Below are 25,137 nucleotides of genomic sequence, written 5' to 3'. Positions count from 1 at the left end.
TAGGACCGAGCGGCACTTCGTCCCGCGAAGCCCCTCCACCATGCCGGTGAAGGGGCTTCGCGGTACGTTCTGCTTCATCCGGACCGGATTACGACTCCTCGTCGCGGACCCCCGGCCAGATCTCGGGCTGGTACGCCGGGGTCGAGGAGGTCGGCGCCAGGGCGGCGAGCGCGGACTCCCGCGACCAGCCGCTCACCTCGAGCAGATCGGCGGTGATGGACCGGGCCTGGGCGAGGATGACGTACTCCGAGAGGACGGCGTCGGCGCTGATCGCGTCCATGCCGGAGCGGGCACCGATGACCTGCAGGCGACGGACGATGTCGGGGATGTCCTGCGCCTCGTTGGAGGGGGTGCGGGCGTCGAAGACGTCGGAGAGCTCGGCGGCGATGTCGGCGAGTTCGTCGACGATGTTGACCAGGCGCGTCGAGACGCGGTCCCCGTCCTGGCAGAGCACGAGGGCGCGGCGGGCCAGCACGCGGGCGTTGCGCATCGTGTACTCCACCGAGGGGAGGATCCGCTCGAGGGATCGCACGCGCCGGCGGGAGCCCCACAGCAGCGGGGACAGCGCCGAGATCTCGCGGCCGTGGGCGGCGGCGGAGATCATGTTGTTGATGTCGGGCTGGGTGTTGTGGACGGCCTCCATGGCCTTGTCGAGGGCCTCGGCGTCGCGGGTGTCGAGGGCCACGGCGACGTCGTCAAGCACGGACGACGCGATACCCAGCAACTTGGACACCTCCTGCCGACCGGAATTGAGCGGCGACGAGGGGAGCAGCGCGATCGTCGCCAGGCCGATCGCCGCGCCGACGAACGCGTCGAGCATGCGGTCGGGGCCGCCGCCCTCGGTGCCCGGCGGCAGGATCGTCGCGATGAGGATCGAGCCGATGGCCACCTGGTTGCTCACCAGCGGCGACTTCGACAGGAACGACGCCACCAGCAGGGAGACGCCGACCACGAGGGGGATCATCCACGGCCCGTCCGGGGTGTAGTGGACGAGCAGGTCACCGAGGCCGACGCCGACGATGACGCCGAGCGAGAGCTCCAGGGCCTTCCGGATCCGTTCGCCGCCGGCGAGACCGAGGATGATGACCACGGTGATCGGCGCGAAGAAGGGCAACGGGTGGCCGACGAGGGTCTGCGCCACCCAGAAGGCGAGGCCGGCGGCGATGGCGACCTGCAGGATCGCGAACAGACGCTTCCGCACACGCAGGGCCCGGGACTCCAGGGACCCCTCGACGCGACGGAGACGCTCCAGGGTGCCGACTCTCAACTTCGCCATGGAGTATCACACTAATGAAAAGGGAAAAGCCCCGCACAGGGCGGGGCTTGACCAGTGGAGGAAGACTACTTGACGGTCTTACCCACGGAATGCAGGTCCTGGCAGGCCTCGATGACGCGCTCTGCCATGCCCTGCTCGGCCTTCTTGAGGTAGGAACGCGGGTCGTAGACCTTCTTGTTGCCGACCTCGCCGTCGACCTTGAGGACACCGCTGTAGTTCTCGAACATGTGGGTCACGATCGGGCGGGTGAACGCGTACTGGGTGTCGGTGTCCACGTTCATCTTGATGACGCCGTAACGCAGCGCCTCCTCGATCTTCTCCTTCTCGGAGCCGGAGCCACCGTGGAAGACGAAGTCGAACGGCAGGGCGTCGTCGGACAGGCCCAGCTTCCTGCGGGCAACCTGCTGGCCCTCGAGGAGAACCTCCGGGCGCAGCTTGACGTTGCCCGGCTTGTACACGCCGTGGACGTTGCCGAAGGTGGCGGCCAGCAGGTAGCGGCCGTTCTCACCGGTGCCGATGGCGTCGATGGTCTTCTCGAAGTCCTCCTCGGTGGTGTAGAGGTTGGCGCCGGCCTTGGCCTCGACGCCGTCCTCCTCGCCGCCGACGACACCGATCTCGATCTCGAGGATGATGTTCGCCTTGCGGGACTTCTCCAGCAGCTCCTGGGCGATCTCGAGGTTCTCGTCGATCGGCACAGCGGAACCGTCCCACATGTGGGACTGGAACAGCGGCAGCTCACCGGCGTCGACGCGCTCCTGGGAGATGGCGAGCAGGGGGCGCACGAACTCGTCGAGCACCTCCTTCTGGCAGTGGTCGGTGTGCAGTGCGACGTTGACGCCGTAGTGCTTGGCGGCCTCGTGGGCGAAGGAGGCCAGGGCGACGGCGCCGGCGACCTTGTTCTTCACGGCCAGACCGGAGCCGAACTCGGCGCCGCCGGTGGAGAACTGGATGATGCCGTCGGACTCGGCCTCGGCGAAGCCCTTCAGGGCAGCGTTGATGGTCTCCGAGGAGGTGCAGTTGATGGCCGGGAAGGCGTAGCCGCCCTCCTTGGCCTTGTCGAGCATCTCGTTGTAGATCTCAGGAGTCGCGATAGGCATAGGGTGATCCTCCAGGTAGTTCGATCGCTAGGGGTCCGAATCGGGGTCCGCATACCAGTATGCCTGCGTTTGCGCCTGAGTGCTCGCCCCGCCAGAGGAAATCACAGGCTCCCCTCCCCCCGATTCGGGCAGAATCAGGGCTTGCGGGTGTCCGAATCCGCGACGACGCGGGCAGCGGCCTCGAGGAGCATCCATCCGGAGAGCTGGACGGAGAGGTCGCGTTCGTCGATACGCAACACGCCGAGGGCCTCCGGCAGGGTCGACGGAGCGAGGCCGAAGTTGTGCGGGAGGCGGGCGTCGGCCGTCCAGTCGGTGGCGAACACCGGCAGACCGTCGACCTCGAGGCGGCGGTTCCACACCGACTCGGCGGAGGACAGCACGAGGCGGGCGGCGACCTTCTTCGCGGCCCGGTTCGCGGCGTTGTCCGAGGGCAGGCGCACGGCGACGTCGGCGAGGTAGCGCATGAGGATGCCCTTGAACAGGCCGCCGTCACCGTCGCCGGTCTTCCAGTCGATGACCCCGGCCGGGGTGGCCATGTGGACGGCCACCGCCTGGACGAGGGCGCGGATGCGGGTGATGTACGGCATGGCCTCGTCGATGGCCTCGGCGTCCGCGAGCCCGGAGATGGTGTCGCCGTGGGAGAAGCCGGCCTTCTCCCGCAGGGCGAGGGCGATCTCGAGGTTGGCGCCGAGGGCCACGCCCTGGCAGTACGGGTGGATGTTGGGGACGAGCTCCGGGCCGTGCATGCGCATGCGGATGCCGTCCATGACCAGGCCGTCGTCGTTGATGAGGTGCTCGTGGATCCAGTCGACGATGCCGCGGGCCTCCTCGATCCGGCCGGTGCGGGCCATCATGATGGCGGCGGGGCCGTTGGAGGGGACGTTGTAGAAGGTCTCGCCGGTACGCCACGGGAGGACGCCGGTGAGTCCGTCGATGCCGTCGACGATGTTGTGCTCGAGGCGCGGCAGGACGGTGGGCATGGGCACCTGGTGGAGGGTCCCGGCGCGGCGCAGGGCCAGCGCCAGCCACGCCTTGTCGTCGTAGTAGCGGTTGTTGGTCAGGGGACCGAGGTTGCGCAGGCGGATGCCGTTGATGGTGTTGGCGATGACCCGGCGGCGGGCACGCGTCGGCCGCCTCGTGGCGGCGTCGACGAGGCAGTCGAGGTAGTGGGCCTGCCACCAGTAGTGCCAGTGGTGGAAGAGGCGCTCCTTGGTGGTCGGCGGCCAGCTGACCACGGCCAGGTTGGTGCGCGGGATGCCCCACACGCGCGAACCGTGGCGCTCGTTGATGGCGGATTCCGCCAGGTCGGCGCGGTGCGCCCAGGTCTCCTGCACGTTCTTTCCGTCACTCCTCGCTGTGTCCGAAAGTATCACACCATGATAACGATTGGTTTGCAGTTACGTCACGCGCACGTCACCAGGCGTGACCGAGATCTCCATGCTGCCGGATCCAGGCGTGCATGGCGATGCCCGCCGCGACGCCCGCGTTGATCGACCGGGTCGACCCGAACTGCGCGATGGAGCAGGTCATGAGCGCCCCCTCCGCAGCCTCCGGGGTGATGCCCGGCCCCTCCTGCCCGAACAGCAGGAGGCACTCGCGCGGCAGGTGCGCGGTCTCGAGCGGGACGGAACCCGGTGTGTTGTCGATCGCCACCACGGTGAGGTCGTTCCGGATCGCCCACACCAGCAGCGAATGTACGTCCGGGTGGTGCATGAGGTGCTGGTAACGGTCGGTGACCATGGCCCCGCGCCGGTTCCAGCGCCGCCGGCCGACGATGTGCACGGTGTCCACCGCGATGGCGTTGGCGGTGCGCACGACGGTGCCGATGTTGGCGTCGTTCTCGAAGTTCTCGATCGCCACGTGCAGGGGGTGCCGACGGGTGTCGATGTCCCGCACGATCGCCTCGCGTGTCCAGTAGCGGTAGGCGTCGACGACGTTGCGTCGGTCGCCCTCCGCGAGGAGCTGCGGGTCCCAGTGGTCACCCTCGGGCCACTCCCCCTCCCAGGGGCCGACGCCGTGCCGGCCCTCACCCCATTCGGTGGGCCCGGGACTAGAGTCCAAGGTCGTCCAGGCCCAGGAGGTAACGGTATTCGAGGCCCTCGGCTCGGATGACCTCGTCGGCGCCGGTCGCCCGGTCGACGACGGTGGCCACGCCGATGACGTCGGCGCCGAGCTCACGCAGCGCGGCGACGGCGGTGAGCGGGGAGTTGCCGGTGGTGGTCGTGTCCTCGACGACGAGCACCTTCTTCCCCACCACGTCGGGGCCCTCGACGCGGCGCTGCATGCCGTGCTTCTTGGCCTCCTTGCGCACGACGAACGCGTCGATCGGGCGGCCCTCGGCGTGCATGACGGCGGTGGCGACCGGGTCCGCGCCCAGGGTGAGGCCGCCGACGGAGACGAAGTCCCAGTCGCTGGTCAGCTGGCGCAGGAGGGTGCCGATAAGCTTCGACGCCTCGTTGTGCAGCGTCGCCCGGCGCAGGTCGACGTAGTAGTCGGCCTCCTTGCCCGAGGACAGCGTCACCTTTCCGTGGACGACGGCCAGTTCCTTGACCAGTTCCGCCAGCTCGGCGAGCTTCGTGGCGTCGACGTCGGTGCGGCTCATGGGGGTCTCCTTCTCGTGCGGGGTTCTCCCTGTGACTCTAGTCGTCGAAGAGGGAGGATCCCCCGCTGAGGTCGCGCGGCATGCGCGGTCCCCGCGCCTCACCGTCCCGCTTATCGACGCCGTCCGCGATCGGTTCCACCTCGTCCGCCCCGATGTTGCGTGGTTCCACCACACCACGCGCCACCGCCTGGCGGCGGGAGGGCAGGTCGAGCGGTTCCTCCGGGCGCTGCACGAGGGGCCGTTCGCCCCCGTCGACGCCCTCCCGGGCGATGGCCAGCACCCCGAAACCGGGCTGGGGCGGGCCGGGCATGTGGCGGGTGGGATCCAGATCGTCGAGAAGCAGGGTCTGGGCGGCAGTCGCCTTCGGAGGCAGGGCGCAGGCGGCGTCGGCCAGCATGGCGAGCGGGGCGAGCATCGCCTCCCAGTCGGCGCTGTGCGAGCCCTTCGCGGTCTGGGCGAGGACCCAGTCGGCCTCCATCCACACGGCGGTGACCACCTCGGGGAAGACCTCGAAGGCGGTGGTGACGCGTTCATCGAGAAGCCTCTCGGCGACGCCGATGTCGGTGGCCAGCACCGTGAAATCCCCCAGGGTGAACGCCTCGAGGAGATCCTCCGAGGACTCCTGGGTGAGGCCGCTGCGGCGGGCGTCGAGGACGACATCCGAGCTGGAACCGCGGCGCATCGCCATGACGTTGACGCCGCCGAGATCCATGAGCACCATCTCGTGCCCGTACGCCTGACCACTGACGATGTCGCGCGCGACCGCCCCGGAGGCCGCCGCGCCGCGGGACCATTCGTCGTTGAGCCAGTCGTCGGTACGCGCGAAGTCGTAGCCCTTCTCCTCGGCCCAGGCGCGGCGCTCGCGGCGCAGGGCACCCGGCAGGTGGAGGCTCGGGCGGGTGCGCTCGTGCTCCTCCGGGGTCTCCGGATGCCCGGTGGTCTCGGGGACCGGTTCCGGCGCGGCGGGGGCCTGCCGGCGGGCGTCGAGACGCCACAGCGCGCCGGCCGCACCGGCGGCGGCTGCTGCGAGGACGAAGGCAATGGTGGACATCACCTTCGACAATAGTGCGATCAGAAGCCCCGCTGCACCGGGTTCGTCGGATCGGCCGACCACTGCGACCAGCCACCGACATAATGCGTCGCGCAGCCCAGGCCCGCGTACTCCATCGCGGCGATCGCCAGGGCGGAGTGATTGCCGGAACCGGAGTAGAGGACGACGTTCTCGCACGAGGTGATGCCGTCGCGGGCGAAACGCTCCCGGATCTCCTCCCGCGTGCGGATCGTCCAGTCGTCGTTGAGCAGCTCGCGGACCGGAATGTTGATGGCCCCCGGGATGTGGCCGGCCTTGAGGTCGAGGATCTCGCGGCGGCCCTCGAAGCGACGGGAGTCACGGGTGTCCACGAGGACCCCTCCCCCGGCGATGTGATCGCGGACGTCGTCGATCTCCGCGACGGGCAGGCCGCCGATCTTCACCGCCCCACCGTCGGACATGGCGAAGTTCCCCGGCCCGCCGACGATGGGGTAGCCGAGTTCGTCCCAGCGTTTGAGGCCACCGTCGAGGATCTGCACGTCATCCAGTCCCGCCCAGCGCAGGATCCACCACGCGCGGGCCGCCATGAGGCCGCGCCCCTCGTCGTAGACGACGACGCGGCTGCCCTCCTCCAGCCCCCACCGGCTGAACCAGTCCTGCAGATAGTGGGCCTCCGGGAGGGGGTTGCGGCCGTCGTCCGAGCTGGGGATCCCGGCCAGCGCGTAGGCCGGATCGCAGAACAGCGCGGTGGGCATGTGCTCTGATTCGTACCGCTTGTACCCGCCGCCCTCGCCCGGGGCCCAGTAGGAGGCGAGGACGGTCTGATGGTTACCGTGATAGATGTCGTCCCGCAGAGAGTCGGCGCTCACGAAGGTGCTCATATATCTCGATATTAGGTGGGGTTCACCGGACGTGCCGCTGGTGCACGCCCCCGGCCGATCACGGCGTCAGCGCGTCCCCCTCGTCCGTCCGCTTCTCGACGAGCACCGTGATGTTGCCCGGCCCCGGTTTCGTCTGCCCGGTCCGGCCGGTGGGGATCTCCGCCCCGTGGTCGGCGATGACGGATTCCAGGTGCGCGCCGGCCGGGACCGTGACGTCCCCGATGAGGACGCAGCGGCGGACGGTCGCCCCCTTCTCCACCCGCACCCCGGGGCCGATGAGGCTGTGCTCGACCGTGCCGACGACGTCCGCACCCGGGCAGACCAGGGAGTTGTTGATCTCGGCGTCCGGCGCGATGCGGGCGGGGGCCGACTGGGAGAGGTTGGTCAGCAGCGGCCAGTCCGGGCGGTGCAGGTCGATGCCGGTGCCCTCGATGAGTTCCATGTGGGCGCGGAAGTAGGCGTCGATGGTGCCCAGGTCACGCCAGTAGCCGTCGAGGCGGTACTCATGGACCGTGGCGTGCTCGACCATGTGGGGCACGATGGTCTCGCCGTAGTCGCCGAGTTCGGAGCCGTCGGAACCCGCCGGGAGGAGGTCGCGGCAGGCGCGGCGCAGGGCGGCGACGTCGAAGACGAAGACCTCGGTGGCCACCACCTGGCCCGCCGGGGAGTCCGGCTTGTAGTCGTAGCCGGTGACCTCCTTGTTCTTCGCGGTCACGACGCCGTAGCGGGAGGCGTCCTCGAGGATCTCGGTGGTGATGATCGTCAGGTCACTGCCCAGTTCCGCGTGCTGGTCGAGCACCGGCCGCAGGTCCAGCTGGTAGAGATGGTCGGCGCTGAGCACGATGAGGGTCTGCGCCCCGTACTCCTCGACGGCCTCCAGCTGCTGGAACAGGGCGTGCCCGTTGCCCTCCGAGAACCCGTCCTCCGCGTCCCCCTCCCCCGGCGGGAGCAGGCGCAGGCCGTGGCGGGTGCCGTCGAGGTCCCAGGGGCGGCCGCCGGCGAGGTGCCGGTTGAGCAGGTTCGGGCGGTACTGCTCGGCGACCCACACATCGCGGATCTGGGAGTGCGTGAGGTTGGAGAGCGCGACGTCGATGAGCCGGTAGGAACCGGCCAGGGGGACGGCCGGCTTGGGGCGCGCGTCGGTCAGCGGGGAGAGCCTGCTGCCGCGGCCACCGGCGAGGATGAGCGCGACCGTGTGGGATGCGTTGCCGTTCATGGGACCATGGTACGGAGATCGGTAGCCTGGCGACATGCACAGTGACGAAGTTGACAGGACAATCCGCGATCTCCTCGACCGCACCGAGTATTCTCTCTCCCACCTGCGGGAACTGGGCCCCGGGGAGCTCAACGCGCACCCCGGCGGGCACCCCAATTCCCCCGCGTGGCTGCTGTGGCACACCGGCCGGGAGATCGACATGCAGCTCGCGCACCTCAGCGGCGGCGCGGAGGTGTGGCCCCGCCACCGGGAGGCCCTCGGCCTCGGCTCGATCGGCGACACCCTCGGGTACGGCCACTCCGCCGAGGAGGCCCGGTCGGTGCGTGTCGACGACCACGCCGCCCTCGCCGCCTACATCCGCGACGCCCTCGCCGCGGTCCGCGCCCACGTCGACGACTCCCCGGACTGGGACGACATCGTCGACACCTACGATGATCAGCCCGTCACCCGGCAGGTGCGCATCACCTCCCTGCTTATCGACGCCCTCGAGCACCTCGCCCAGGCCCACTACATCGCCGGCATGCCGTCAGTGATTCCGTAGGGCCTCGATGAGCTCGTCCTTCTTCATGCTCGAGCGCCCCTCGATGTCCAGCTCGCGGGCGCGTTCCCGCAGCTCATCGACGGTCCACTCCTCGTAGGCGTCGGCGTCGCCTCCCCGGCGCCCGACCTCCTCGCGGGAAGAGTTCGCGGCGGCGTTGGCGATGCGTGCGGCCTTCTCCTGGCTCGCGCCGTCCTCGCGGAGTGCCTCGTAGAGTTCACGGTCCTTGATGGGATCTGCCATGGGCCCGAGCATAGCGACGCCGCCCGCTCCCCCGGGGTGGGGAACGGGCGGCGTCGATAAGTGGCGGTGCCGCGGTTCGGCCACTTCCGGGGTGTTCAAACACCCCATAAGTGGCCGAACCGCGCGGGAGACTAGCCGCGGGTCACGTCCAGCGACTCGCCGCCGTCGGCGACGTCGACGTGCACGGTGTCGCCGTCGCGGATGTCACCGGCCAGCAGCTCCTTGGCCAGGCGGTCACCGATGGCCTGCTGGATGAGGCGACGCAGCGGACGGGCACCGTAGGCCGGGTCGTAGCCGCGCTCGCCGAGCCAGGACCGCGCCGCATCGGAGACATCCAGGCTCAGGCGGCGGCCCGACAGGCGGGCGGCCAGCTGGCCGATCTGGATGTCGACGATGTGGGTGAGCTGCTCCTGGGACAGCGGGTCGAAGATGACCACGTCGTCGAGGCGGTTGATGAACTCCGGCTTGAACGTCCGCTTGACGGCCTCCATCATCTGCTCGCGGGTACCACCGGCACCCAGGTTCGAGGTGAGGATGAGGATGGTGTTGCGGAAGTCGACCGTGCGGCCCTGGCCGTCGGTGAGACGCCCCTCGTCGAGGACCTGCAGCAGCACGTCGAAGACGTCCGGGTGGGCCTTCTCCACCTCGTCGAAAAGCACGACCGTGTAGGGGCGACGGCGGACGGCCTCGGTGAGCTGACCACCGGCGTCGTAGCCGACGTAGCCCGGAGGGGCACCGACGAGACGGGCGACGGAGTGCTTCTCGCCGTACTCGGACATGTCGATGCGGACCATGGCGCGCTCGTCGTCGAAGAGGAACTCGGCCAGCGACTTCGCCAGCTCCGTCTTACCCACACCGGTGGGGCCGAGGAACAGGAAGGAACCGGTCGGGCGGTTCGGGTCGGCGACACCGGCGCGGGCACGACGGGTCGCGTCCGAGACGGCCTGCACGGCCTCGAGCTGGCCGACGACACGGTTACCCAGCACCTTCTCCATGGCGAGCAGCTTCTCGGTCTCGCCGGCGAGCATCTTGCCCGCCGGGATACCGGTCCACGCGGAGACGACCTCGGCGATGGTGTCCGGGGTGACCTCCTCCGAGAGCATGGCGTTGTTGGAGCCCTGGGCGACCTCGGCCTCGGCCTCGGCGACCTCCTTCTCCAGCTCCGGGATGCGGCCGTAGCGCAGCTCGGCGACCTTGCCGTAGTCACCGTCGCGCTCCGCGATCTCGGACTCCTGGCGCAGCTTCTCCAGCTCCTCCTTCGCCCCGCGGACCTTGTCGATGGACGACTTCTCGTTGGTCCAGCGGGCCTTGAGCTCGCCGAGCTTCTCGCGCTCGTCGGCCAGCTCGGACTGGAGCTTGGTCAGACGGTCACGGGAGGCGGCGTCGGTTTCCTTCTGCAGGGCGACCTCCTCGATCTCGAGGCGGCGCACGATGCGCTCGAGCTCGTCGATCTCCTGCGGGGAGGAGTCGATCTCCATGCGCAGGCGGGAGGCGGCCTCGTCGACGAGGTCGATGGCCTTGTCCGGCAGGAAGCGGTTGGTGATGTACCGGTCGGACAGGGAGGCGGCGGCGACCAGCGCGGAGTCCTGGATGCGGACACCGTGGTGGACCTCGTAGCGCTCCTTGAGGCCACGGAGGATACCGACGGCATCCTCCACCGAGGGCTCACCGACGAAGACCTGCTGGAAACGACGCTCCAGCGCGGCGTCCTTCTCGATGTACTTGCGGTACTCGTCGAGCGTGGTGGCACCGACCAGGCGCAGCTCACCGCGGGCGAGCATCGGCTTGATCATGTTGCCGGCGTCCATGGCGGACTCACCGGTGGCACCGGCGCCGACGATGGTGTGCAGCTCGTCGATGAAGGTGACGATCTGGCCGTTCGAGTTCTTGATCTCGTCGAGGACGGCCTTGAGGCGCTCCTCGAACTCGCCGCGGTACTTCGCGCCGGCGACCATCGAACCGAGATCCAGGGAGATGAGCGTCTTGCCCTTGAGCGACTCCGGGACGTCCCCGGCGACCATGCGGCGCGCCAGTCCCTCGACGATGGCGGTCTTACCGACGCCCGGCTCACCGATGAGGACCGGGTTGTTCTTGGTACGACGGGACAGCACCTGGACGACGCGGCGGATCTCCGAGTCGCGGCCGATGACCGGGTCGATCTTGCCCTCCCGCGCGCGGGCGGTGAGGTCGGTGGAGTACTTCTCCAGGGCCTGGAACTGGCCCTCCGGGTCCTGGTTGGTCACCTTGGAGGCGCCGCGCACGGACGGGAAGGCGCCCTTGATGGCGTCATAGGTGGCACCGCGGCCCTTGAGCAGCTGCGCCGCATCCGAGTCGCCGCGCGCGATGGCGGCCATGAGGACCTCGGTGGAGACGTACTCGTCGCCGAGCTCGCCCGCCAGCTCCTGGGCGGCGGTCAGCGCGTTGAGCGCCTCCCGGTTGAAGTTCGGGTTCGCCAGGTTGGCACCTGCGGCCTTGGGGTAACCGTCGACCAGCTCGCGGGCCTCCCGCGCCACGGTCTCCGGATCCACGCCGGTGGCCTTGAGGACCGGGGCGGCGATGCCCTCCGGCTGATCGAGGATCGCGGCGAGCAGGTGCGCCGGGCGGATGTCCGGGTTACCGTTCGCGGAGGCCGACTGCAGTGCGGTCTGCAGGGCCTCCTGGGTCTTGGTGGTGGGGTTGAACGAGCTCATGGCACGTTTCCTTTCTCTTTCGTCTGTTATCTACTAGTAGTAACGTCTCAAGAGTTGAGTCTGTTCCACTCAAGGGAAAAAACTTTGAGTCCTGCGCACTCAAGTTTACGGAAGGGTTTCATGAGTACCCCGCTTTTCGACGCCGCCCGCGCCCGCTGCCACGACCTGCCCGGCACGGAGAAGACCTTCCCCTTCGACGGCCACAACGCCGACATCGAGGTGTGGAAGGTACGCGGGAAGATGTTCGCCATGCTCACCCGCGGGGTGGTCACCCTCAAGGCCGACCCCCACGAGGCGGAGATGCTGCGTGCCACCCACGACTGGATTCAGCCGGGGTGGCACATGAACAAGAGGCACTGGATCTCGGTGGGCGACGGGGTGTTCGCGGAGGGCGCGCAGTACCTGCACGACCTGGTCACCGACTCCTACCTCCTGGGGGTCGCCGGCCTGCCCCGCCGGCGGCGACCGGTCGACCCGGCGACGTTCGGCCGGGACGAAGGTGGATAGCCGGTACGTAAGGCGTTTTTCAGGGCCCTCGGCAGGGCCTTACGTACCGGCGATCACCCTCCGACCTTTGCGGCGGCGCGTTTCTCGGCGCCCGGCGTCTTCTTCGTGAAGATCGGCACGAGGATGACCGCCACGCCGACGATGAGGGACGCCCAGCCCAGGCCCGCGGTGAGGCCGGCGAGCACCGCGATGGGCGCGAGGATGGTCATGCCGATCTCGAAGGGGGCGAATCCGACGTAGGCCACGCCGTACTCGTTGAGCGTGCCGGACTTGAGCTTCGGATCGACGATCTTGAGCAGGGCGATACCGGTGGCGACGGCCGCGGTGGCCCAGCCCCAGGAGAAGATGCCGCGCTCGAGCCACTTCTCGCCGAAGAACTCCGGCGAGAGCACGAAGAAGATGAACGTGCAGTACACGACGCCGAGGACGAAGAGGACGAGCAGCGGCACCCAGTAGTCGGCGATGGCGGCGGGCACGATCGACGCGACGCCGAAGGCGATGAGGTAGTCGGTCGCGGCGCCGGACATGGAGTTGACGGTGTTCTTGTCCAGGAAGTCCTTGCGGCCGAGGCCGGAGAGGAGGGCGCGTCCCAGCAGGCCGATGACGAACGACATGGCGAACAGCGGGATGGACACGTTCGGGAAGATGCCGGTGATGAAGCCGTTGACCAGGTAGGCGACGAGCACGGTGAGCATGACGAAGCCGAGGTGCAGGGCCAGCGGCTCGATGGAGGAGGGGTTCGTCGTCGCCTTACCGATCGACGGGCGCTCCTTGACGTTGTCGATGTAGCCGGAGCGCAGGTCCCACGGCAGTTCGCCGGGCATGGTGGAGGCGCGGCCGGTGCGGATGCCCCAGTTGGCGAAGATGAGGCCACCGACGATGGCGGCCAGGGTGCCCACGGTGGCGGACGTGAAGCCCAGGGAGCTGGCGGCGACGGCACCGGCCTCCTCGAGGGAGTGGCCGACGGCGGCGGCGGTGCCGAAGCCGCCGACGAAGCCGACGGGCAGCATCATGCCGAACCAGTCCTCGGTGCCGAAGAAAGGCTTGAACAGGAAGACACCGAGGAGGATGAACAGGCCCCACTGGCCCAGGAACATGCCGGTGGAGTACGACCACATCTGGCGGGCACCGGTGCGCACGGAGGGGGTGAGGTCCATGCCGTACGCCATCGACGCGAAGACGAAGGCGATGAGGATGCCGGTGTAGGTGCCGATCTGGTCGGAGAAGTTGATGACGCCCAGCACCTGCGGGCCGAAGAGCAGGCCCAGGAGGCCGGCGGTGATCGACGCCGGCAGGAGCAGCTTCTGGAACAGCGGGACCTTCCTGCGCAGCAGGTTGCCGATGATCATGAGAAGTGAGATCCAGCCGACGTCGATAAGCAGGCTGTAAGGGGTGTAGTCCATACCGCTCAGCTTATGTCAGGTGGTAGGACCATACAGCACTCAGTACTTGATGGACATGCGTCCCTCGATCTTGCCGTGGCGCATGTCCTCGAAGACGGAGTTGACGTCGTCGAGGGAGCACTCGTGCACGGTCGGCTTGATCATGCCACGGGCGTAGAAGTCGAGCGCCTCCTCGAGATCCTGGCGGGTGCCGACGAGCGAACCACGGATCGTCAGCGCCTTGAACACGATCTCGAAGATGGGGGCCGGGAAGTCCCCCGGCGGCAGGCCGTTGAACACGATGGTGCCGCCCTTGCGGGCCATGCCGATGGCCTGGCCGAAGGCCGCCTCGTGGACCGCGGTGACGAGGACGCCGTGCGCGCCGCCGCCGGTGAACTCCTGGACGGCCTCCGCCGGGTCGGAGTGCTTGGCGTTCACGGTGAACTCCGCGCCGTGGCGCTTGGCCAGCTCGAGCTTGTCGTCGGCGATGTCGACGGCGATGACGCGCATGCCCATGGCGACGGCGTACTGGACGGCGATGTGGCCGAGGCCGCCGACGCCGGAGATGACCATGAACTGGCCGGGCCTGGTCTCCGCGACCTTAAGGCCCTTGTAGACGGTGACGCCGGCGCAGAGGATCGGGGCGACCTCGACCGGGTCGGAGCCCTCGGGGATGCGGGCGCAGTAGCGGGTGTCGACGAGCATGTACTCGCCGAAGGAGCCGTTGACGGTGTAGCCGCCGTACTCGGCGTCGTTGCACAGGGTCTCCCAGCCGGTGCGGCAGTGCTCACAGGTGCCGCAGGCGGACCACAGCCACACGTTGCCGACCATGTCACCGACCTTGAGGTCGTGGTCGCCCGGGCCGAGCTCGACGATCTCGCCGACGCCCTCGTGGCCCGGCACGAACGGCGGCTCCGGCTTCACGGGCCAGTCGCCCTCGGCGGCGTGGAGGTCGGTGTGGCAGACGCCGGAGGCGTGGAGCTTGACCAGCGCCTGGTGGCGGTCCGGCTTCGGCAGGTCGACGTCGCGGACGTTGACCTCGGGGCCGAATTCCTCGACGACGGCGGCGCGGAAGGAGGTGGGTGCAGACATGACGGATCCTTTCCTAGGAGCGGATTGATGTGTTACGGGCCACACTATCGGCCCCCCAATGTGCCTGTCATCACATTTTCCGATTCTCAACAAATATTCAGGCCGGGGCCGGTTGGTGATATATCACCATTTTCGGCTATGCTGGGACCATGCATTACCGCGCCATCATCATCGGCGCCGGCCAGGCTGGCCTGGCGGCTGCCCACGAACTCCTCCGGCGCGGGTACTCCCTGGGACCCGACGGCGACGTCCTCGCCCTCGACGCCAACGACGGCCCCGGCGGCGCCTGGCGACACCGCTGGGATTCCCTCACCCTCGGCAAGGCCCACGGCATCGCCGACCTCCCCGGCCTGCCCATGGACCGCCCCGACCCGCAGGTCCCCGCCTCCCGCCTCGTCGCCGACTACTACGGCACCTACGAGGACACCTTCGACCTGCAGGTCCTGCGCCCCGCCCCGGTCCGTCGCGTCGACCCCGGGTCCCCGCTCACCGTCACGCTTATCGACGACCGCGTCTTCACCGCCGACCTCGTCCTCAACGCCACCGGCACGTGGGACAACCCGTTCATCCCGTACATCCCCGGCATCGAGAACTTCCGCGGTCGTCAGCTCCACACGAAGGACTACGTGCGGAAAGAGGACTTCGTCGGGCAACGCACCCTCGTCGTCGGCGGCGGCCTGTCCGCGGTGCAGTTCCTCCTCGAACTCGCCCCCGTCACCGAGACGGTGTGGGCTACCCACCGACCGCCGAACTTCACGCAGAGGGAGTTCGACGCCGGATGGGGCCTGGCCGTCGAGGAGGCCGTCCGCGAGCGCACCTTCGCCGGGCGGCGCCCCGCCTCGGTGGTGCGCACCACCGGCATCCCGCAGATCCCCGCCTACCTCGACGGGGTCGCCGCCGGCACCCTCGTCTCCCGGGGCATGTTCGACCGCGTCACCGAGACCGGTGTCGTGTTCGGGCCGCCGAAGAGCGAGGTGGCGGCGGGGTACGGGCCGTCGAGAAGCAACGAGCTGCAGGTCCCGGAATCCTGGGACCCGCTGCCGGTCGGCACGGAGATGGACGTCGACATCATCTTCTGGAACACCGGATTCCGCCCCGCCCTCCGCCACCTCGCGCCACTGAAACTGCGCGGCGCGGAAGGCGGAATCCGGATGCTCGACGAGGTCACCCCCGCCGCCGACGACCGCATCCTCCTCGTCGGTTACGGCTCCACCGCCTCCACCGTCGGTGCCACCCGCGCGGGCCGTCTCGCCGGACGCCGCGCCGCCCGCATCCTCCAGCAGAAAGTAGACTCAGCCGCGTGAAAGCCTTCGGATTCTTAAGCTTCGGCCACTACGCCATCGGTAACCAGCCCGGCCCCGACGCCGCCGAGACCCTCCAGCAGGCTCTCGAACTGGCCGTCGCCGCCGACGAGATCGGCGTGAACGGCGCGTACTTCCGCGTCCACCACTTCGCCCCGCAGGGGGCCTCCCCGATGCCCCTGCTCGGCGCCATCGTGGGTGCCACCAAGAATATCGAGGTGGGCACCGGCGTCATCGACATGCGCTACGAGAACCCCCTCTACCTCGCCGAAGAGGCCGCCGCCCTCAACCTCCTCTCCGACGGCCGACTCGCTCTCGGCGTCTCCCGCGGATCACCGGAACCCGCCCAGCGGGGCTGGGAGGCCTTCGGTTACCGGGCCGAGCAGCCCAACGGCGCCGACATGGCCCGCGCCAAGTTCGAACAGTTCCTCACCGCCATCGACGGCTACGGCGTCGCCGAGGCCGCCCCCGCCGAGGAGCAGTACCCGCGCATGTACCAGCCCGGCACCCCGCTGCCGGTGTTCCCCCACTCCCCCGGCCTGCGTCGCCACGTGTGGTGGGGAGCCGGATCGCACGCCACCGCCGAGCAGGCCGCCCGCGACGGCGTCAACCTCATGAGCTCCACCCTCGTCTCCGAGGCCGACGGTTCCTCCCTCGGCGACCTGCAGGCCGAGCAGATCGCCCGCTACCGCGCCGAATGGGTCGAGGCCGGCCACGACTGGACCCCGCGTGTGTCGGTCTCCCGCTCGGTGTTCCCCATCGTCGACGACCGCTCCCGCGAGATGTTCGGCCTCCAGGCCACCGGCCGCGACCAGATCGGCTCTCTCGGCGAGGGCTCCCCGGTCACCTTCGGCCGCACCTACGCCGCCGAGCCCGACGTGCTCATCCAGCAGCTCAAGGCCGACGCCGCCGTCATGGCCGCCGACACCCTCATGCTCACCATCCCGAACCAGATGGGGGTCGAGCTCAACCAGTCGATCCTGCAGTCCTTCGCCGAGCACGTCGCCCCGGCACTGGGCTGGAAGCCGGCGACCGAGGGACGCGTGGAGGGGTATCCGGTGGCGTAGCCGCCCACCGGGTTCCCACGTGTATTTTTCCGCCGGCCGACGTTTCCCCAGGTCGCGGAAATGGACCCGCCCTTAAGCGCGTGGGAACCCCGAGGGGGGTCAGGCGTGCTCGTCGACGAAGTCGCGGGCGATGACCGGGGGCTCGGCCTTCTCCTCACCGATGTTGCGCAGGTTGAGCTCGACGAGGACGTCGGTGGTCAGCTCCGCGGAGATGCCGTTGATGGCGTCGAGGGCCTCCTGCGGGATGGCATCGGCGCGCATGAGCGGCAGGACGTTCTGCGGGAGGATGAGCTGCTCGGGGTCGTCGAGGGTGACCAGGTCGACCTCGTTGCCGGCGGAATCGAGGAGCGGGGACGTGGTGTAGATGTCGGCGACCTCGGCGGTGCCCTCCACGACCGCGGCGATGGTGAGCGGGCCGCCGCCGTCGGAGATCGGGACGACGGAGATCTTGTCCTCGGCGACGCCGTAGACCGACGCCAGACCGGGCGGGCCGTAGGGGCGCTCGGCGAACTCGGGATTGGCGGCGATGCGCACCTGATCGAGATTGTCCAGGTCGCCGAGGGTCTGCAGGCCGTGCTCGTCGGCCAGTTCGCGGGTGACGCGGTAGGAGTCCTTGGACTCGCCGTCGGCGATGTCACCGGCGGCCAGGCCCTCGGGGAGGACGTCGGAAAGCGCGGAGACGACGCCGTCGGCGTCCGTGCCCGCCTCAAGCTCCGCGCCGTAGTACTGGGCGAGGTTGCCGGAGTACTCGGGCACGAGGTCGATGCTGCCCTCCTCGAGGGCCTGGAGGTAGACCTCGCGGGAGCCGATGCCGGAGTTGACCTCGACGTCGAATCCGGCGTCCTCGAGGGCGGCGGCCCAGATCTGGCCGATGATCTCGGACTCGGGGAAGTTGGCGGTGCCGATGGTGATGGTCTCGTCCCCGGCGGCGGACTCCGGCGAGGTGGCCAGGGGGTCGTCCCCGGAGGAGCAGGCACCGAGGGCGAGGGCGGAGAGGGCGAACAGGGTGGTGGTGAGTCGGAGTTTCATGACACACGTCCTTTCGGTTGCAGGGATTTCTGGACAAGGGCGAGCAGCAGGTCGACGACCAGCGCCAACGCGGTGACGAGCACCGCCCCGGCGAGCATCTGCGGGTAGTCGCGCAGGGCGAGGCCGTCGATGAGGTAGCGGCCGAGGCCGGACAGTCCGATGTAGGCGACGATAGTGGCCGTCGCCAGCACCTGGACGACGCAGGAGCGGAGCCCACCGATCATGACGGGCAGTCCGAGGGGGATCTCCACGCGCCGCAGGATCTGGGACTCGCTGTAGCCGGTGGCGCGGGCGGAGTCGACGACGTGCCGCGGCACGGCCACCATACCGGCGACGATGCCCGCCAACAGTGGGGGCACGGCAAGAATGATGAGCACGATGGTGGCGGGCACCAACGGCAGGCGTACCCCCATCGACATGGACACGGTCAGCCACGTGAGCAGGCCCAAGGAGGGCAACGCACGCAGCGCGCCGGCCACCGCCAGCACGGTGTCCGCACCCCGGCGCGTGTGCCCCACCCACAGACCCAGGGGCAGCGCGATGAGCAGCGAGAGCCCCACGGCCAGAGCGGTGTACCCGAGGTGGTCGAGGGTGCGGGAGAGGATGAGCGGCCACCGGTCCGGGTCGGTGAGGAACGCCCACATGGGCTGCAGCTGGTTCATCCGACCCTCCGGGCCCACGGCATGAGGAGGCGGCCGGTGAGGACGAGGGCGGCGTCGATAAGCACGGCGAGCAGGACCGTGCCGACGAGGCCGACGATGATCTGCGTGGGGAAGGACCGCTGGAAACCTTCGGTGAACAGCGTGCCCAGCGACGCGACGCCGATGAGCGCGCCGACGGAGACGAGCGAGATCGTCGACGCGGAGACGACCCGGATGCCCGCCAGCAGCGCCGGTCCGGCCAGCGGGAGTTCGACGCTGAGGACACGCCTCCACGCGGGGTAGCCGGTGGCGATCGCCGCCTGCCGCACGTCCCCGGGCACCGTGCCGAAGGCGTCGGCCGTGGCGCGGACCTGAAGCGCGAGGCCGTAGAGGGTCATCGCGACGATGACGTTGAGCGGCGAGAGGATCGACGTGCCCAGCACCAGCGGCATGACCACGAACAACGCCAGCGAGGGGATGACGTAGAGCAGGCCGGTGAGCACCACGATGACCTCGCGGGTGCGGGCGTGTCGGTGGGCGAACCAGCCGATCGGCAGGGCGATGAGGAAGGAGGCGAGGATCGCCGGCCACGACAGGGAGAAGTGCGCCCAGGCGAGATCCCCGATCCGCCCGGCGTTGTCGACCACCCAGTCCCACCTCACTGCAGCACCCCACGTACCCGGCCGCTGCGGTCGACGACCACGTCGCGTCCGTCCCGCTTCTCGACGCTCAGCAGCCGCCCCTCCGCGCCCGTGAACTCGCGGACGTTGTCGTTGGCGGGGGCGGTGAGGAACTCCTCCGGCGGTCCGACCTGCTCGACGCGGGCCTGCTCGCCGAGGAGCACGACGGTGTCGCCGAGGAGGAAGGCCTCGTCGATGTCGTGGGTGACCATGAGGATGGTCTTGGACATGCGTTCCTGCAGGGAGAGGATCTCCTCCTGGAGGCCGCGGCGCACGACGGGGTCGACGGCGCCGAAGGGCTCGTCCATGAGCAGGATGTCCGGGTCGGCGACGAGGCCGCGGGCGACGCCGACGCGCTGCGCCTGCCCGCCGGACAGCTCCGCCGGGTAGCGTCGCCCCAGGTCCACGTCGAGGCCGACGAGGCGGAGCATGTCGGCGGCACGCTCCCGGGCCTCCTTCCTCCGCGTGCCGCCCAGCTGCGCTACGGAGGCCACGTTGTCGAGGACCGTGCGGTGCGGCAGGAGGCCGGAGTGCTGCATGACGTAGCCGATGGAGCGCCGCAGCTGCACCGGATCGACCGCGCTCACGTCCTCCCCGCGCACGCGGACGGTGCCGCTGTCTGCGGGGACCATGCGGTTGACCATGCGCAGCAGGGTCGTCTTGCCGCAGCCGGAGGGACCGACGAAGACGGTGGTGGAGCCGGGCTCGACGCGGTGGGAGAAGTCGGCGACCGCCGGGTGGGCACTGCCCGGGTAGGTGCGGGAGACGCGGTCGAACTCGATCATCGCGGGCTCCTCCGGGTCGACGACGGGGTGTTATGCAATTCTAACCACGAATTGACCCGCCACCCATTGACCTGCCGCCGCCGCATCCGGGCACAATGGAGTCCATGCAGACCCTGACCGACACCGGCACCGTCCTCCGCGAGCGCAGCGCAGAGTTCCGGGACGCCGTCCAGCAGCGCCTCTACCAGGAGGTTCTCGAGTCGCGGCAGGTCTTCCCCATCTCCCTGCGCCACACGCATCTCGAGCTTGCCGACGCCTGCGCCTGGGTCCTCGAACGCACCCCCGCCACCGGCGCCGTCCCGGCGGAGGTCCTCGACCGGTTGCGGGACCTGGGGCGGGACCACCGCCGCCACGGTTTCCCGGCGGACATCTACCCCGCCTTCGCCGGGGCCCTCTCCCACGGCCTGCACTCCCTCGGCATCCCGCACGCCGACGCGGCCTCGCGGGCGCTGGACACGGTGTGCGCGGTCATGGCCTCCGCCGCCCGCGAGGCCGACCGGGAGGGGGTGGCCCCGGCGTACTCCGCGGAGGTGCTCGGCGTGCAGCGCCGTACCCGCCACATCAGCGTCGTGCGCCTGGAGGCGGGCGTCCCCATCGCCTACCGCGCCGGCCAGCATCTGCCGGTGACCACCTCGTACCTGCCGGGCGTGTGGCGGATGTTCTCCCCCGCGCTGCCCACCAACGACTTCGGGCAGCTGGAGTTCCACATCCGTCAGCTGGAGGGTTCGGACATCTCCCAGCTGCTGGCCACCCCGAAGGCCGGGGACTACTGGCTGTTCGGCCAGCCGCGCGGCACGCTCGAGGTGACGGGCGAGCGGGACGTCCTCATGATCGCCCACGGCACCGGCCTGGCTCCCCTGCGCGCGATGCTCTTCGACATGCTCGCGTGGGAGCACCGCCCCCGCGTCCATCTCTTCGTCGCCGCCGAGTACCCGGGTGAGCTCTACGACCTCATGGGGCTGTGGAATCTGGCGATCGTCAGTCACTGGCTGTCGGTGGTGCCCGTCGTCGAGCACACGAAGGACGCCTGGTGGGTCGGCGCGACCGAGTCCTCCCGCGCCCCGTACGGTCTCCACCTGCAGCAGACGGGGCAGGTCGGCGAGCTCGTCGCCTCCTACGGCGCGTGGGCGGACCGTGACGTCCTCGTGGTGGGGGACGCGGAGAAGGTCCGCGCAACCGTCGACAAGCTCATCGCCGGTGGCACGCCGCGGGAGCAGATCCAGGCCGAGGCCTGGGAGAACACCGACGACTGGCCGTCACAGGACGGGGAGTGACTCCCGCGCCTTCGTGACCTGCTCCAAGTCGAGGTCGTGGGTGAGGATCTCCGGCTCGTAACCGGCCTCCGCTTCCCGACGCCCCATCGGCCCCACCACACACGAGTGGCCGATGCCGGTCGGCCCGGTGGCCTCCCCGGCCTTCTCCTCCCCGCCCGGACGGGCCTGGCCGGCGGCGACGATCCACGACGTGGAGTCGAGCGCGCGCGCCGCGGTGAGGATGCGCCACTGGTCGAGCTTGCCGGGGCCGTCCATCCAGCTGGTCGGCACGACGATGACCTGCGCCCCCTTACGTGCAAGGTCGCGGAACTGCTCGGGGAAGCGGATGTCGTAGCACGTGGCGACGCCGACGGTGACGCCCTCGACGTCGAAGGTCACCAGTTCCTCGCCCGGTCTGACGGTGTCGGACTCCCGGTAGGAGTAGGCGTCGAAGGTGTGGATCTTGTCGTAGCCGCGGTGGATGTCCGGCCCGGTGATGAGCGCGGTGTTGTAGACACGGTTGATCTTCTTGCCCTCACGCTCGACGGTGTCGGCCGGGCGGAACATACCGGCGACGACGGTGACGCCGAGTTCCCGGGCGGTGTCGCGCAGCCCGGTGGCGAACTCCCCGTCGAGCTCCTGGGCCTGCTCATCGAGGCGGCCGGAATCGAAGGCCTGGCTCGTGGCCTCGGGGAACACGACGAGACGCGCGCCCTGCCCGGCGGCCTCCCGGAGCTTCTGCTTGGCGAGGGCCAAATTGTTGAGGATATCCGGCCCGGAGGTCAGCTGCACGACTGCGATCTTCATGGCACCCACACTATGTGGATAACTCCGGGTTATCCACAGGTCGGCACACCCCGCGGTTGGCAGATCGCCGCCGCGGCCGGACACTGGCGCCATGGACCACCTGCAGCTCACCTCCGCCACCGCCGACCACCTGCTCACCCTCCTGCGGCGCACCACGCCGCCCTCCCCGCCGACCCTGCCACCGGGCTCGCGGACCGCCGCCGCCCTCGACCGCGCGGCCGCCGCCTGGGCGGGCACGCACCGCCGGGCCGACACCGCCCTCCTCGACCACGTCCGCGACCTGCAGCGCTTCGTCGGGCGGGTCGCCGAGGAGGACCGGTCGCTGCTGTGATGCTTCTCGACGCCCCCTCCCTCCGCCACGCCGCCCGACTCCTGGGAGTCGACGCCGACTGGCTGGAGGAGCAGAACTCCTGGCTGGCCCGGACCTTCGACGACCTCCCGGGGACCGGCTTCTCCGGGCCCGCCGCCGACGCGGCCGTCACCCGTCTCCATCTCCATGCCCGACCGCTCGCCGGCCCGCCGGAACAGATGCTGCGCGTGGCGCAGGTGCTCACCGTCACGGCCCGGCTGCAGGAGGAGCTGGACGACGCCGCCCGGCGCGCCGTCCTCCTCGCCGACCGCGTGGCCGGGGCCTCGTCGCTGGTGGCACTGTTCCTGCGGGACCTGCACTCGCTGGGCGACCTCCTCGATCACGCCTGCGCCCGCCAGATCGACGTCCTGTGTACCCCGGTCGCGCCGGCCCCGGTGCGCCGCCTGGCGGATGCCCCCGACCTCAGCGTGGGGGCGGTCCATGAACTCAACATGCTCACCCACCCGCTGGACCTGCCGCCGGACGTGCAGGTCCTCGAGGTGGGCGAAGGCCGCCTCGTCACCGCGGTCGGCGACCTGGAGCGGGCCGACTCGGTGGTCACGATCGTCGCGGGCACGGGATCCTCGGATCCGGAACGCCTGCCCGTGCACCTCGACCGGGCGCGCACCATCGCGCAGGCGACGGGCGGGGCAAGTGTGCTGTGGCTGGGCTACCGGGCACCCGCCGGCCTGGGGCAGGCCCTGGCCCACGAACCAGCCCGCGCCGCCGGGGCCGACCTGCAGGCCTTCCAGCGGGAACTCGCCCGCCGTCACCCGGATCAGCGGCGGGTGGTGCTCGGGTACTCCTACGGGTCCGTGGTGGCGGGGAGGGCTGCGTCGCGGGGCGGCGGCCTGTATGCCGACGACCTGGTGTTCCTCGGGAGCCCCGGGGTCGGCGTCGATCATGCGGCACAGCTCACCCTGCTCGGCGAGGACCCCCAGGTGCACGCCATGACGCACCCCTCCGACCCGTTGTCACTGGTCGGAGGCGTACACGGAACAGACCCGACATCCCCGGAGTTCGGGGCGCGGGTCTGGCCGGGTGACCGGGCCGGCAGCCACGGCAGCTACTGGGACGATCCCGTGCTGCTCGGGCTGCTCAGCGGGTGGACTCAGAAGAAGCCGAGGGCGTCATCCGAGTAGGAGACGAGGAGGTTCTTCGTCTGCTGGTAGTGGGCGAGCATCATGAGGTGGTTCTCACGGCCGATGCCGGACTCCTTGTAACCACCGAACGCGGCGTGGGCCGGGTAGTTGTGGTACTGGTTCACCCACACACGACCGGCGTGGATCTCGCGGCCCGCGCGGTAGGCGGTGCGGCCGTCACGGGACCAGACACCGGCACCGAGACCGTAGTTGGTGTCGTTGGCGATCTTGATGGCCTCGTCGAAGTCCTTGAAGGTGACGACGGAGAGCACCGGGCCGAAGATCTCCTCCTGGAAGATGCGCATGTCGTTGGTGCCCTTGAACACGGTCGGCTCGATGTAGTAGCCGTTGTCCAGGCCCTCGATCTTGTTGATGCTGCCGCCGGTGAGGGTCTCCGCGCCCTCCTGGGGGCCGAGCTCCAGGTAGCCGGAGATCTTGTCCATCTGCTCCTGGGAGGCCTGCGCACCCATCTGCGTCTCGGTGTCGAGGGGGTTGCCCTTCTTGATCTTGTTGACGCGCTCGACGCCGAGCTCGAGGAACTCGTCGGCGATGGACTCGTGGATGAGGGCACGGGACGGGCAGGTGCAGACCTCACCCTGGTTGAGGGCGAACATCGCGAAGCCCTCGAGGCACTTGTCGCGGAAGGCGTCGTCCTTGGCCATGACGTCGGGGAAGAAGATGGACGGGGACTTGCCGCCCAGCTCCAGGGTGACCGGGATGATCTTCTCGGCGGCGGCCTTGTTGATGATCTTGCCCACCGCGGTGGAACCGGTGAAGGCGATCTTGGCGATGCGGTCGGAGCTCGACAGGGCGACACCCGCCTCCTCGCCGAGGCCGTTGACGATGTTGAGCACGCCCGCCGGGAGCAGGTCCTGGATGATCTCCACGAGGTAGAGGAGGGAGGCCGGGGTCTGCTCGGCCGGCTTGAGGACGATGGCGTTACCGGCCGCCAGGGCCGGGGCAATCTTCCAGGTGGCCATGAGGATCGGGAAGTTCCACGGGATGATCTGGCCGACGACGCCCAGCGGCTCATGGAAGTGGTAGGCCACGGTGTCGTGGTCGATCTGGGACAGGCGTCCCTCCTGCGCGCGGGTGGCGCCGGCGAAGTAACGGAAGTGATCGATCGCGAGCGGAATGTCGGCGGCGAGGGTCTCGCGGACGGCCTTGCCGTTCTCCCAGGTCTCGGCGACGGCGATCTCCTCGAGGTGCTCCTCCATGCGGTCCGCGATGCGGTGCAGGATGAGGGCGCGTTCGGCCGGGGAGGTCTGGCCCCAGGCGGGGGCGGCCTTGTGGGCGGCGTCGAGGGCGAGCTCGACGTCGGCGGCCTTACCGCGGGCCACCTGGCAGAACACCTCACCGGTGACCGGGGTGATGTTGTCCATGTACTCGCCGTCGACGGGTGCCACCCACTCGCCGCCGATGTAGTTGTCGTAGCGCTCGCGGTAGTTGACGATCGATCCGTCGGTGCCGGGGTTCGCGTACACGGTCATGATGGTGTCCTTTCACAGGGATTTGAGTGGTCTGCACCA

25 protein-coding genes are annotated in these 25,137 nt (G+C 69.5%); 7 read left to right on the top strand and 18 right to left on the bottom strand.

Annotation, left to right across the window (positions count from 1 at the left end; all coding sequences use genetic code 11):
- Positions 1–88: 88 nt before the first annotated feature.
- The 8 genes from B9Y70_RS05665 to B9Y70_RS05630 all read right to left on the bottom strand — a co-directional run bounded on the left by B9Y70_RS05665 (position 89) and on the right by B9Y70_RS05630 (position 8,102).
- A complete protein-coding gene (locus B9Y70_RS05665) occupies positions 89–1,276 on the bottom strand; it encodes an FUSC family protein (RefSeq protein WP_085549288.1) in 1,188 nt (395 codons plus the stop codon).
- Between the two features lie 65 nt (positions 1,277–1,341).
- Positions 1,342–2,373 carry a class II fructose-bisphosphate aldolase gene (gene fbaA, locus B9Y70_RS05660; protein WP_085549287.1) on the bottom strand — a complete coding sequence of 344 codons (1,032 nt, stop codon included), beginning with the start codon at positions 2,371–2,373 and terminating at the stop codon, positions 1,342–1,344.
- 134 nt (positions 2,374–2,507) lie between these two features.
- Complete coding sequence (locus B9Y70_RS05655) at positions 2,508–3,707, bottom strand: glycoside hydrolase family 76 protein (RefSeq protein ID WP_085549286.1); 1,200 nt, start codon at positions 3,705–3,707, stop codon at positions 2,508–2,510.
- Positions 3,708–3,786: 79 nt separating this feature from the next.
- Positions 3,787–4,434 carry a TrmH family RNA methyltransferase gene (locus B9Y70_RS05650; RefSeq protein WP_085549285.1) on the bottom strand — a complete coding sequence of 216 codons (648 nt, stop codon included), beginning with the start codon at positions 4,432–4,434 and terminating at the stop codon, positions 3,787–3,789.
- The gene (pyrE, locus tag B9Y70_RS05645) at positions 4,424–4,975 is read right to left on the bottom strand and encodes an orotate phosphoribosyltransferase (RefSeq protein WP_085549284.1); all 552 of its coding nucleotides are present in this window, start codon (positions 4,973–4,975) and stop codon (positions 4,424–4,426) included. The genes B9Y70_RS05650 and pyrE overlap by 11 nt, the downstream gene beginning before the upstream one ends.
- 37 nt (positions 4,976–5,012) lie before the next feature.
- Positions 5,013–6,026 carry a type III secretion system chaperone family protein gene (locus tag B9Y70_RS05640; RefSeq protein WP_085549283.1) on the bottom strand — a complete coding sequence of 338 codons (1,014 nt, stop codon included), beginning with the start codon at positions 6,024–6,026 and terminating at the stop codon, positions 5,013–5,015.
- A 20-nt stretch (positions 6,027–6,046) separates the two neighbouring features.
- A complete protein-coding gene (locus B9Y70_RS05635; protein WP_085549282.1) occupies positions 6,047–6,886 on the bottom strand; it encodes a sulfurtransferase in 840 nt (279 codons plus the stop codon).
- A 58-nt stretch (positions 6,887–6,944) separates the two neighbouring features.
- Entirely contained in the window at positions 6,945–8,102 is a 1,158-nt protein-coding gene (locus tag B9Y70_RS05630) for a glucose-1-phosphate adenylyltransferase family protein (RefSeq protein ID WP_085549281.1), read from the bottom strand.
- A gap of 34 nt (positions 8,103–8,136) precedes the next feature.
- Between B9Y70_RS05630 and B9Y70_RS05625 the strand changes: the two genes are divergently transcribed.
- A complete protein-coding gene (locus tag B9Y70_RS05625; protein ID WP_085549280.1) occupies positions 8,137–8,643 on the top strand; it encodes a DinB family protein in 507 nt (168 codons plus the stop codon).
- Here the strand turns inward: B9Y70_RS05625 and B9Y70_RS05620 are convergent.
- Entirely contained in the window at positions 8,629–8,883 is a 255-nt protein-coding gene (locus B9Y70_RS05620; protein ID WP_143337540.1) for a DUF7218 family protein, read from the bottom strand. The two genes, B9Y70_RS05625 and B9Y70_RS05620, sit on opposite strands and share 15 nt — an antisense overlap.
- Before the next feature lie 131 nt (positions 8,884–9,014).
- The gene (clpB, locus tag B9Y70_RS05615; RefSeq protein ID WP_085549278.1) at positions 9,015–11,573 is read right to left on the bottom strand and encodes an ATP-dependent chaperone ClpB; all 2,559 of its coding nucleotides are present in this window, start codon (positions 11,571–11,573) and stop codon (positions 9,015–9,017) included.
- 120 nt (positions 11,574–11,693) lie between these two features.
- Here clpB and B9Y70_RS05610 point away from each other — a divergent pair, with 120 nt between their 5' ends.
- Entirely contained in the window at positions 11,694–12,080 is a 387-nt protein-coding gene (locus tag B9Y70_RS05610; RefSeq protein ID WP_085549277.1) for an MmcQ/YjbR family DNA-binding protein, read from the top strand.
- A gap of 53 nt (positions 12,081–12,133) precedes the next feature.
- Here the strand turns inward: B9Y70_RS05610 and B9Y70_RS05605 are convergent, their stop codons facing one another.
- Both B9Y70_RS05605 and adhP read right to left on the bottom strand, forming a co-directional pair.
- A complete protein-coding gene (locus B9Y70_RS05605; protein ID WP_085549276.1) occupies positions 12,134–13,483 on the bottom strand; it encodes a sodium/glutamate symporter in 1,350 nt (449 codons plus the stop codon).
- Positions 13,484–13,522: 39 nt separating this feature from the next.
- Positions 13,523–14,554 (bottom strand): alcohol dehydrogenase AdhP, encoded by a 1,032-nt coding sequence (gene adhP / locus B9Y70_RS05600; RefSeq protein ID WP_085549275.1) that lies wholly within the window; start codon positions 14,552–14,554, stop codon positions 13,523–13,525.
- A gap of 149 nt (positions 14,555–14,703) precedes the next feature.
- Here adhP and B9Y70_RS05595 point away from each other — a divergent pair, with 149 nt between their 5' ends.
- A complete protein-coding gene (locus B9Y70_RS05595; protein ID WP_085549274.1) occupies positions 14,704–15,858 on the top strand; it encodes an NAD(P)-binding domain-containing protein in 1,155 nt (384 codons plus the stop codon).
- Positions 15,855–16,922: an LLM class flavin-dependent oxidoreductase gene (locus B9Y70_RS05590; RefSeq protein ID WP_085549273.1), complete on the top strand. Its 1,068-nt coding sequence runs from the start codon at positions 15,855–15,857 to the stop codon at positions 16,920–16,922. Before B9Y70_RS05595 ends, B9Y70_RS05590 begins: the two co-directional genes overlap by 4 nt.
- A 99-nt stretch (positions 16,923–17,021) precedes the next feature.
- Here the strand turns inward: B9Y70_RS05590 and B9Y70_RS05585 are convergent, their stop codons facing one another.
- From B9Y70_RS05585 to B9Y70_RS05570, 4 genes are read right to left on the bottom strand one after another with little or no spacing between them, the layout of a single operon-like run.
- Positions 17,022–17,951 (bottom strand): ABC transporter substrate-binding protein, encoded by a 930-nt coding sequence (locus tag B9Y70_RS05585; protein WP_085549272.1) that lies wholly within the window; start codon positions 17,949–17,951, stop codon positions 17,022–17,024.
- On the bottom strand, positions 17,948–18,613 hold the full coding sequence (locus tag B9Y70_RS05580) for an ABC transporter permease (RefSeq protein ID WP_085549271.1): 666 nt from the start codon (positions 18,611–18,613) through the stop codon (positions 17,948–17,950). The genes B9Y70_RS05585 and B9Y70_RS05580 overlap by 4 nt, the downstream gene beginning before the upstream one ends.
- Positions 18,610–19,254 (bottom strand): ABC transporter permease, encoded by a 645-nt coding sequence (locus B9Y70_RS05575; protein ID WP_085549270.1) that lies wholly within the window; start codon positions 19,252–19,254, stop codon positions 18,610–18,612. The genes B9Y70_RS05580 and B9Y70_RS05575 overlap by 4 nt, the downstream gene beginning before the upstream one ends.
- Positions 19,251–20,057, bottom strand: coding sequence for an ABC transporter ATP-binding protein (locus tag B9Y70_RS05570; RefSeq protein ID WP_085549269.1), 807 nt, complete (start codon positions 20,055–20,057; stop codon positions 19,251–19,253). Before B9Y70_RS05570 ends, B9Y70_RS05575 begins: the two co-directional genes overlap by 4 nt.
- 104 nt (positions 20,058–20,161) lie before the next feature.
- Here B9Y70_RS05570 and B9Y70_RS05565 point away from each other — a divergent pair, with 104 nt between their 5' ends.
- Positions 20,162–21,331, top strand: a complete 1,170-nt coding sequence (locus B9Y70_RS05565) for an FAD-binding oxidoreductase (RefSeq protein WP_159449786.1) — start codon at positions 20,162–20,164, stop codon at positions 21,329–21,331.
- On the opposite strand, the gene B9Y70_RS05560 is transcribed toward B9Y70_RS05565, so the two are convergent.
- On the bottom strand, positions 21,314–22,117 hold the full coding sequence (locus B9Y70_RS05560) for a carbon-nitrogen hydrolase family protein (RefSeq protein ID WP_085549267.1): 804 nt from the start codon (positions 22,115–22,117) through the stop codon (positions 21,314–21,316). The two genes, B9Y70_RS05565 and B9Y70_RS05560, sit on opposite strands and share 18 nt — an antisense overlap.
- 91 nt (positions 22,118–22,208) lie before the next feature.
- Between B9Y70_RS05560 and B9Y70_RS05555 the strand changes: the two genes are divergently transcribed.
- Together B9Y70_RS05555 and B9Y70_RS05550 are read left to right on the top strand one after the other, a co-directional pair.
- A complete protein-coding gene (locus B9Y70_RS05555; RefSeq protein WP_085549266.1) occupies positions 22,209–22,448 on the top strand; it encodes a hypothetical protein in 240 nt (79 codons plus the stop codon).
- Complete coding sequence (locus B9Y70_RS05550) at positions 22,448–23,608, top strand: alpha/beta hydrolase (protein ID WP_085549265.1); 1,161 nt, start codon at positions 22,448–22,450, stop codon at positions 23,606–23,608. Before B9Y70_RS05555 ends, B9Y70_RS05550 begins: the two co-directional genes overlap by 1 nt.
- Here B9Y70_RS05550 and exaC read toward each other — a convergent pair.
- Positions 23,578–25,098 (bottom strand): acetaldehyde dehydrogenase ExaC, encoded by a 1,521-nt coding sequence (gene exaC / locus B9Y70_RS05545; protein ID WP_085549264.1) that lies wholly within the window; start codon positions 25,096–25,098, stop codon positions 23,578–23,580. The two genes, B9Y70_RS05550 and exaC, sit on opposite strands and share 31 nt — an antisense overlap.
- Between the last annotated feature and the right edge of the window lie 39 nt (positions 25,099–25,137).

It is taken from the genome of Corynebacterium pollutisoli, from assembly GCF_900177745.1.
Lineage (GTDB): Bacteria > Actinomycetota > Actinomycetes > Mycobacteriales > Mycobacteriaceae > Corynebacterium > Corynebacterium pollutisoli.
This window is presented reverse-complemented; position numbering and strand designations above follow the sequence as displayed.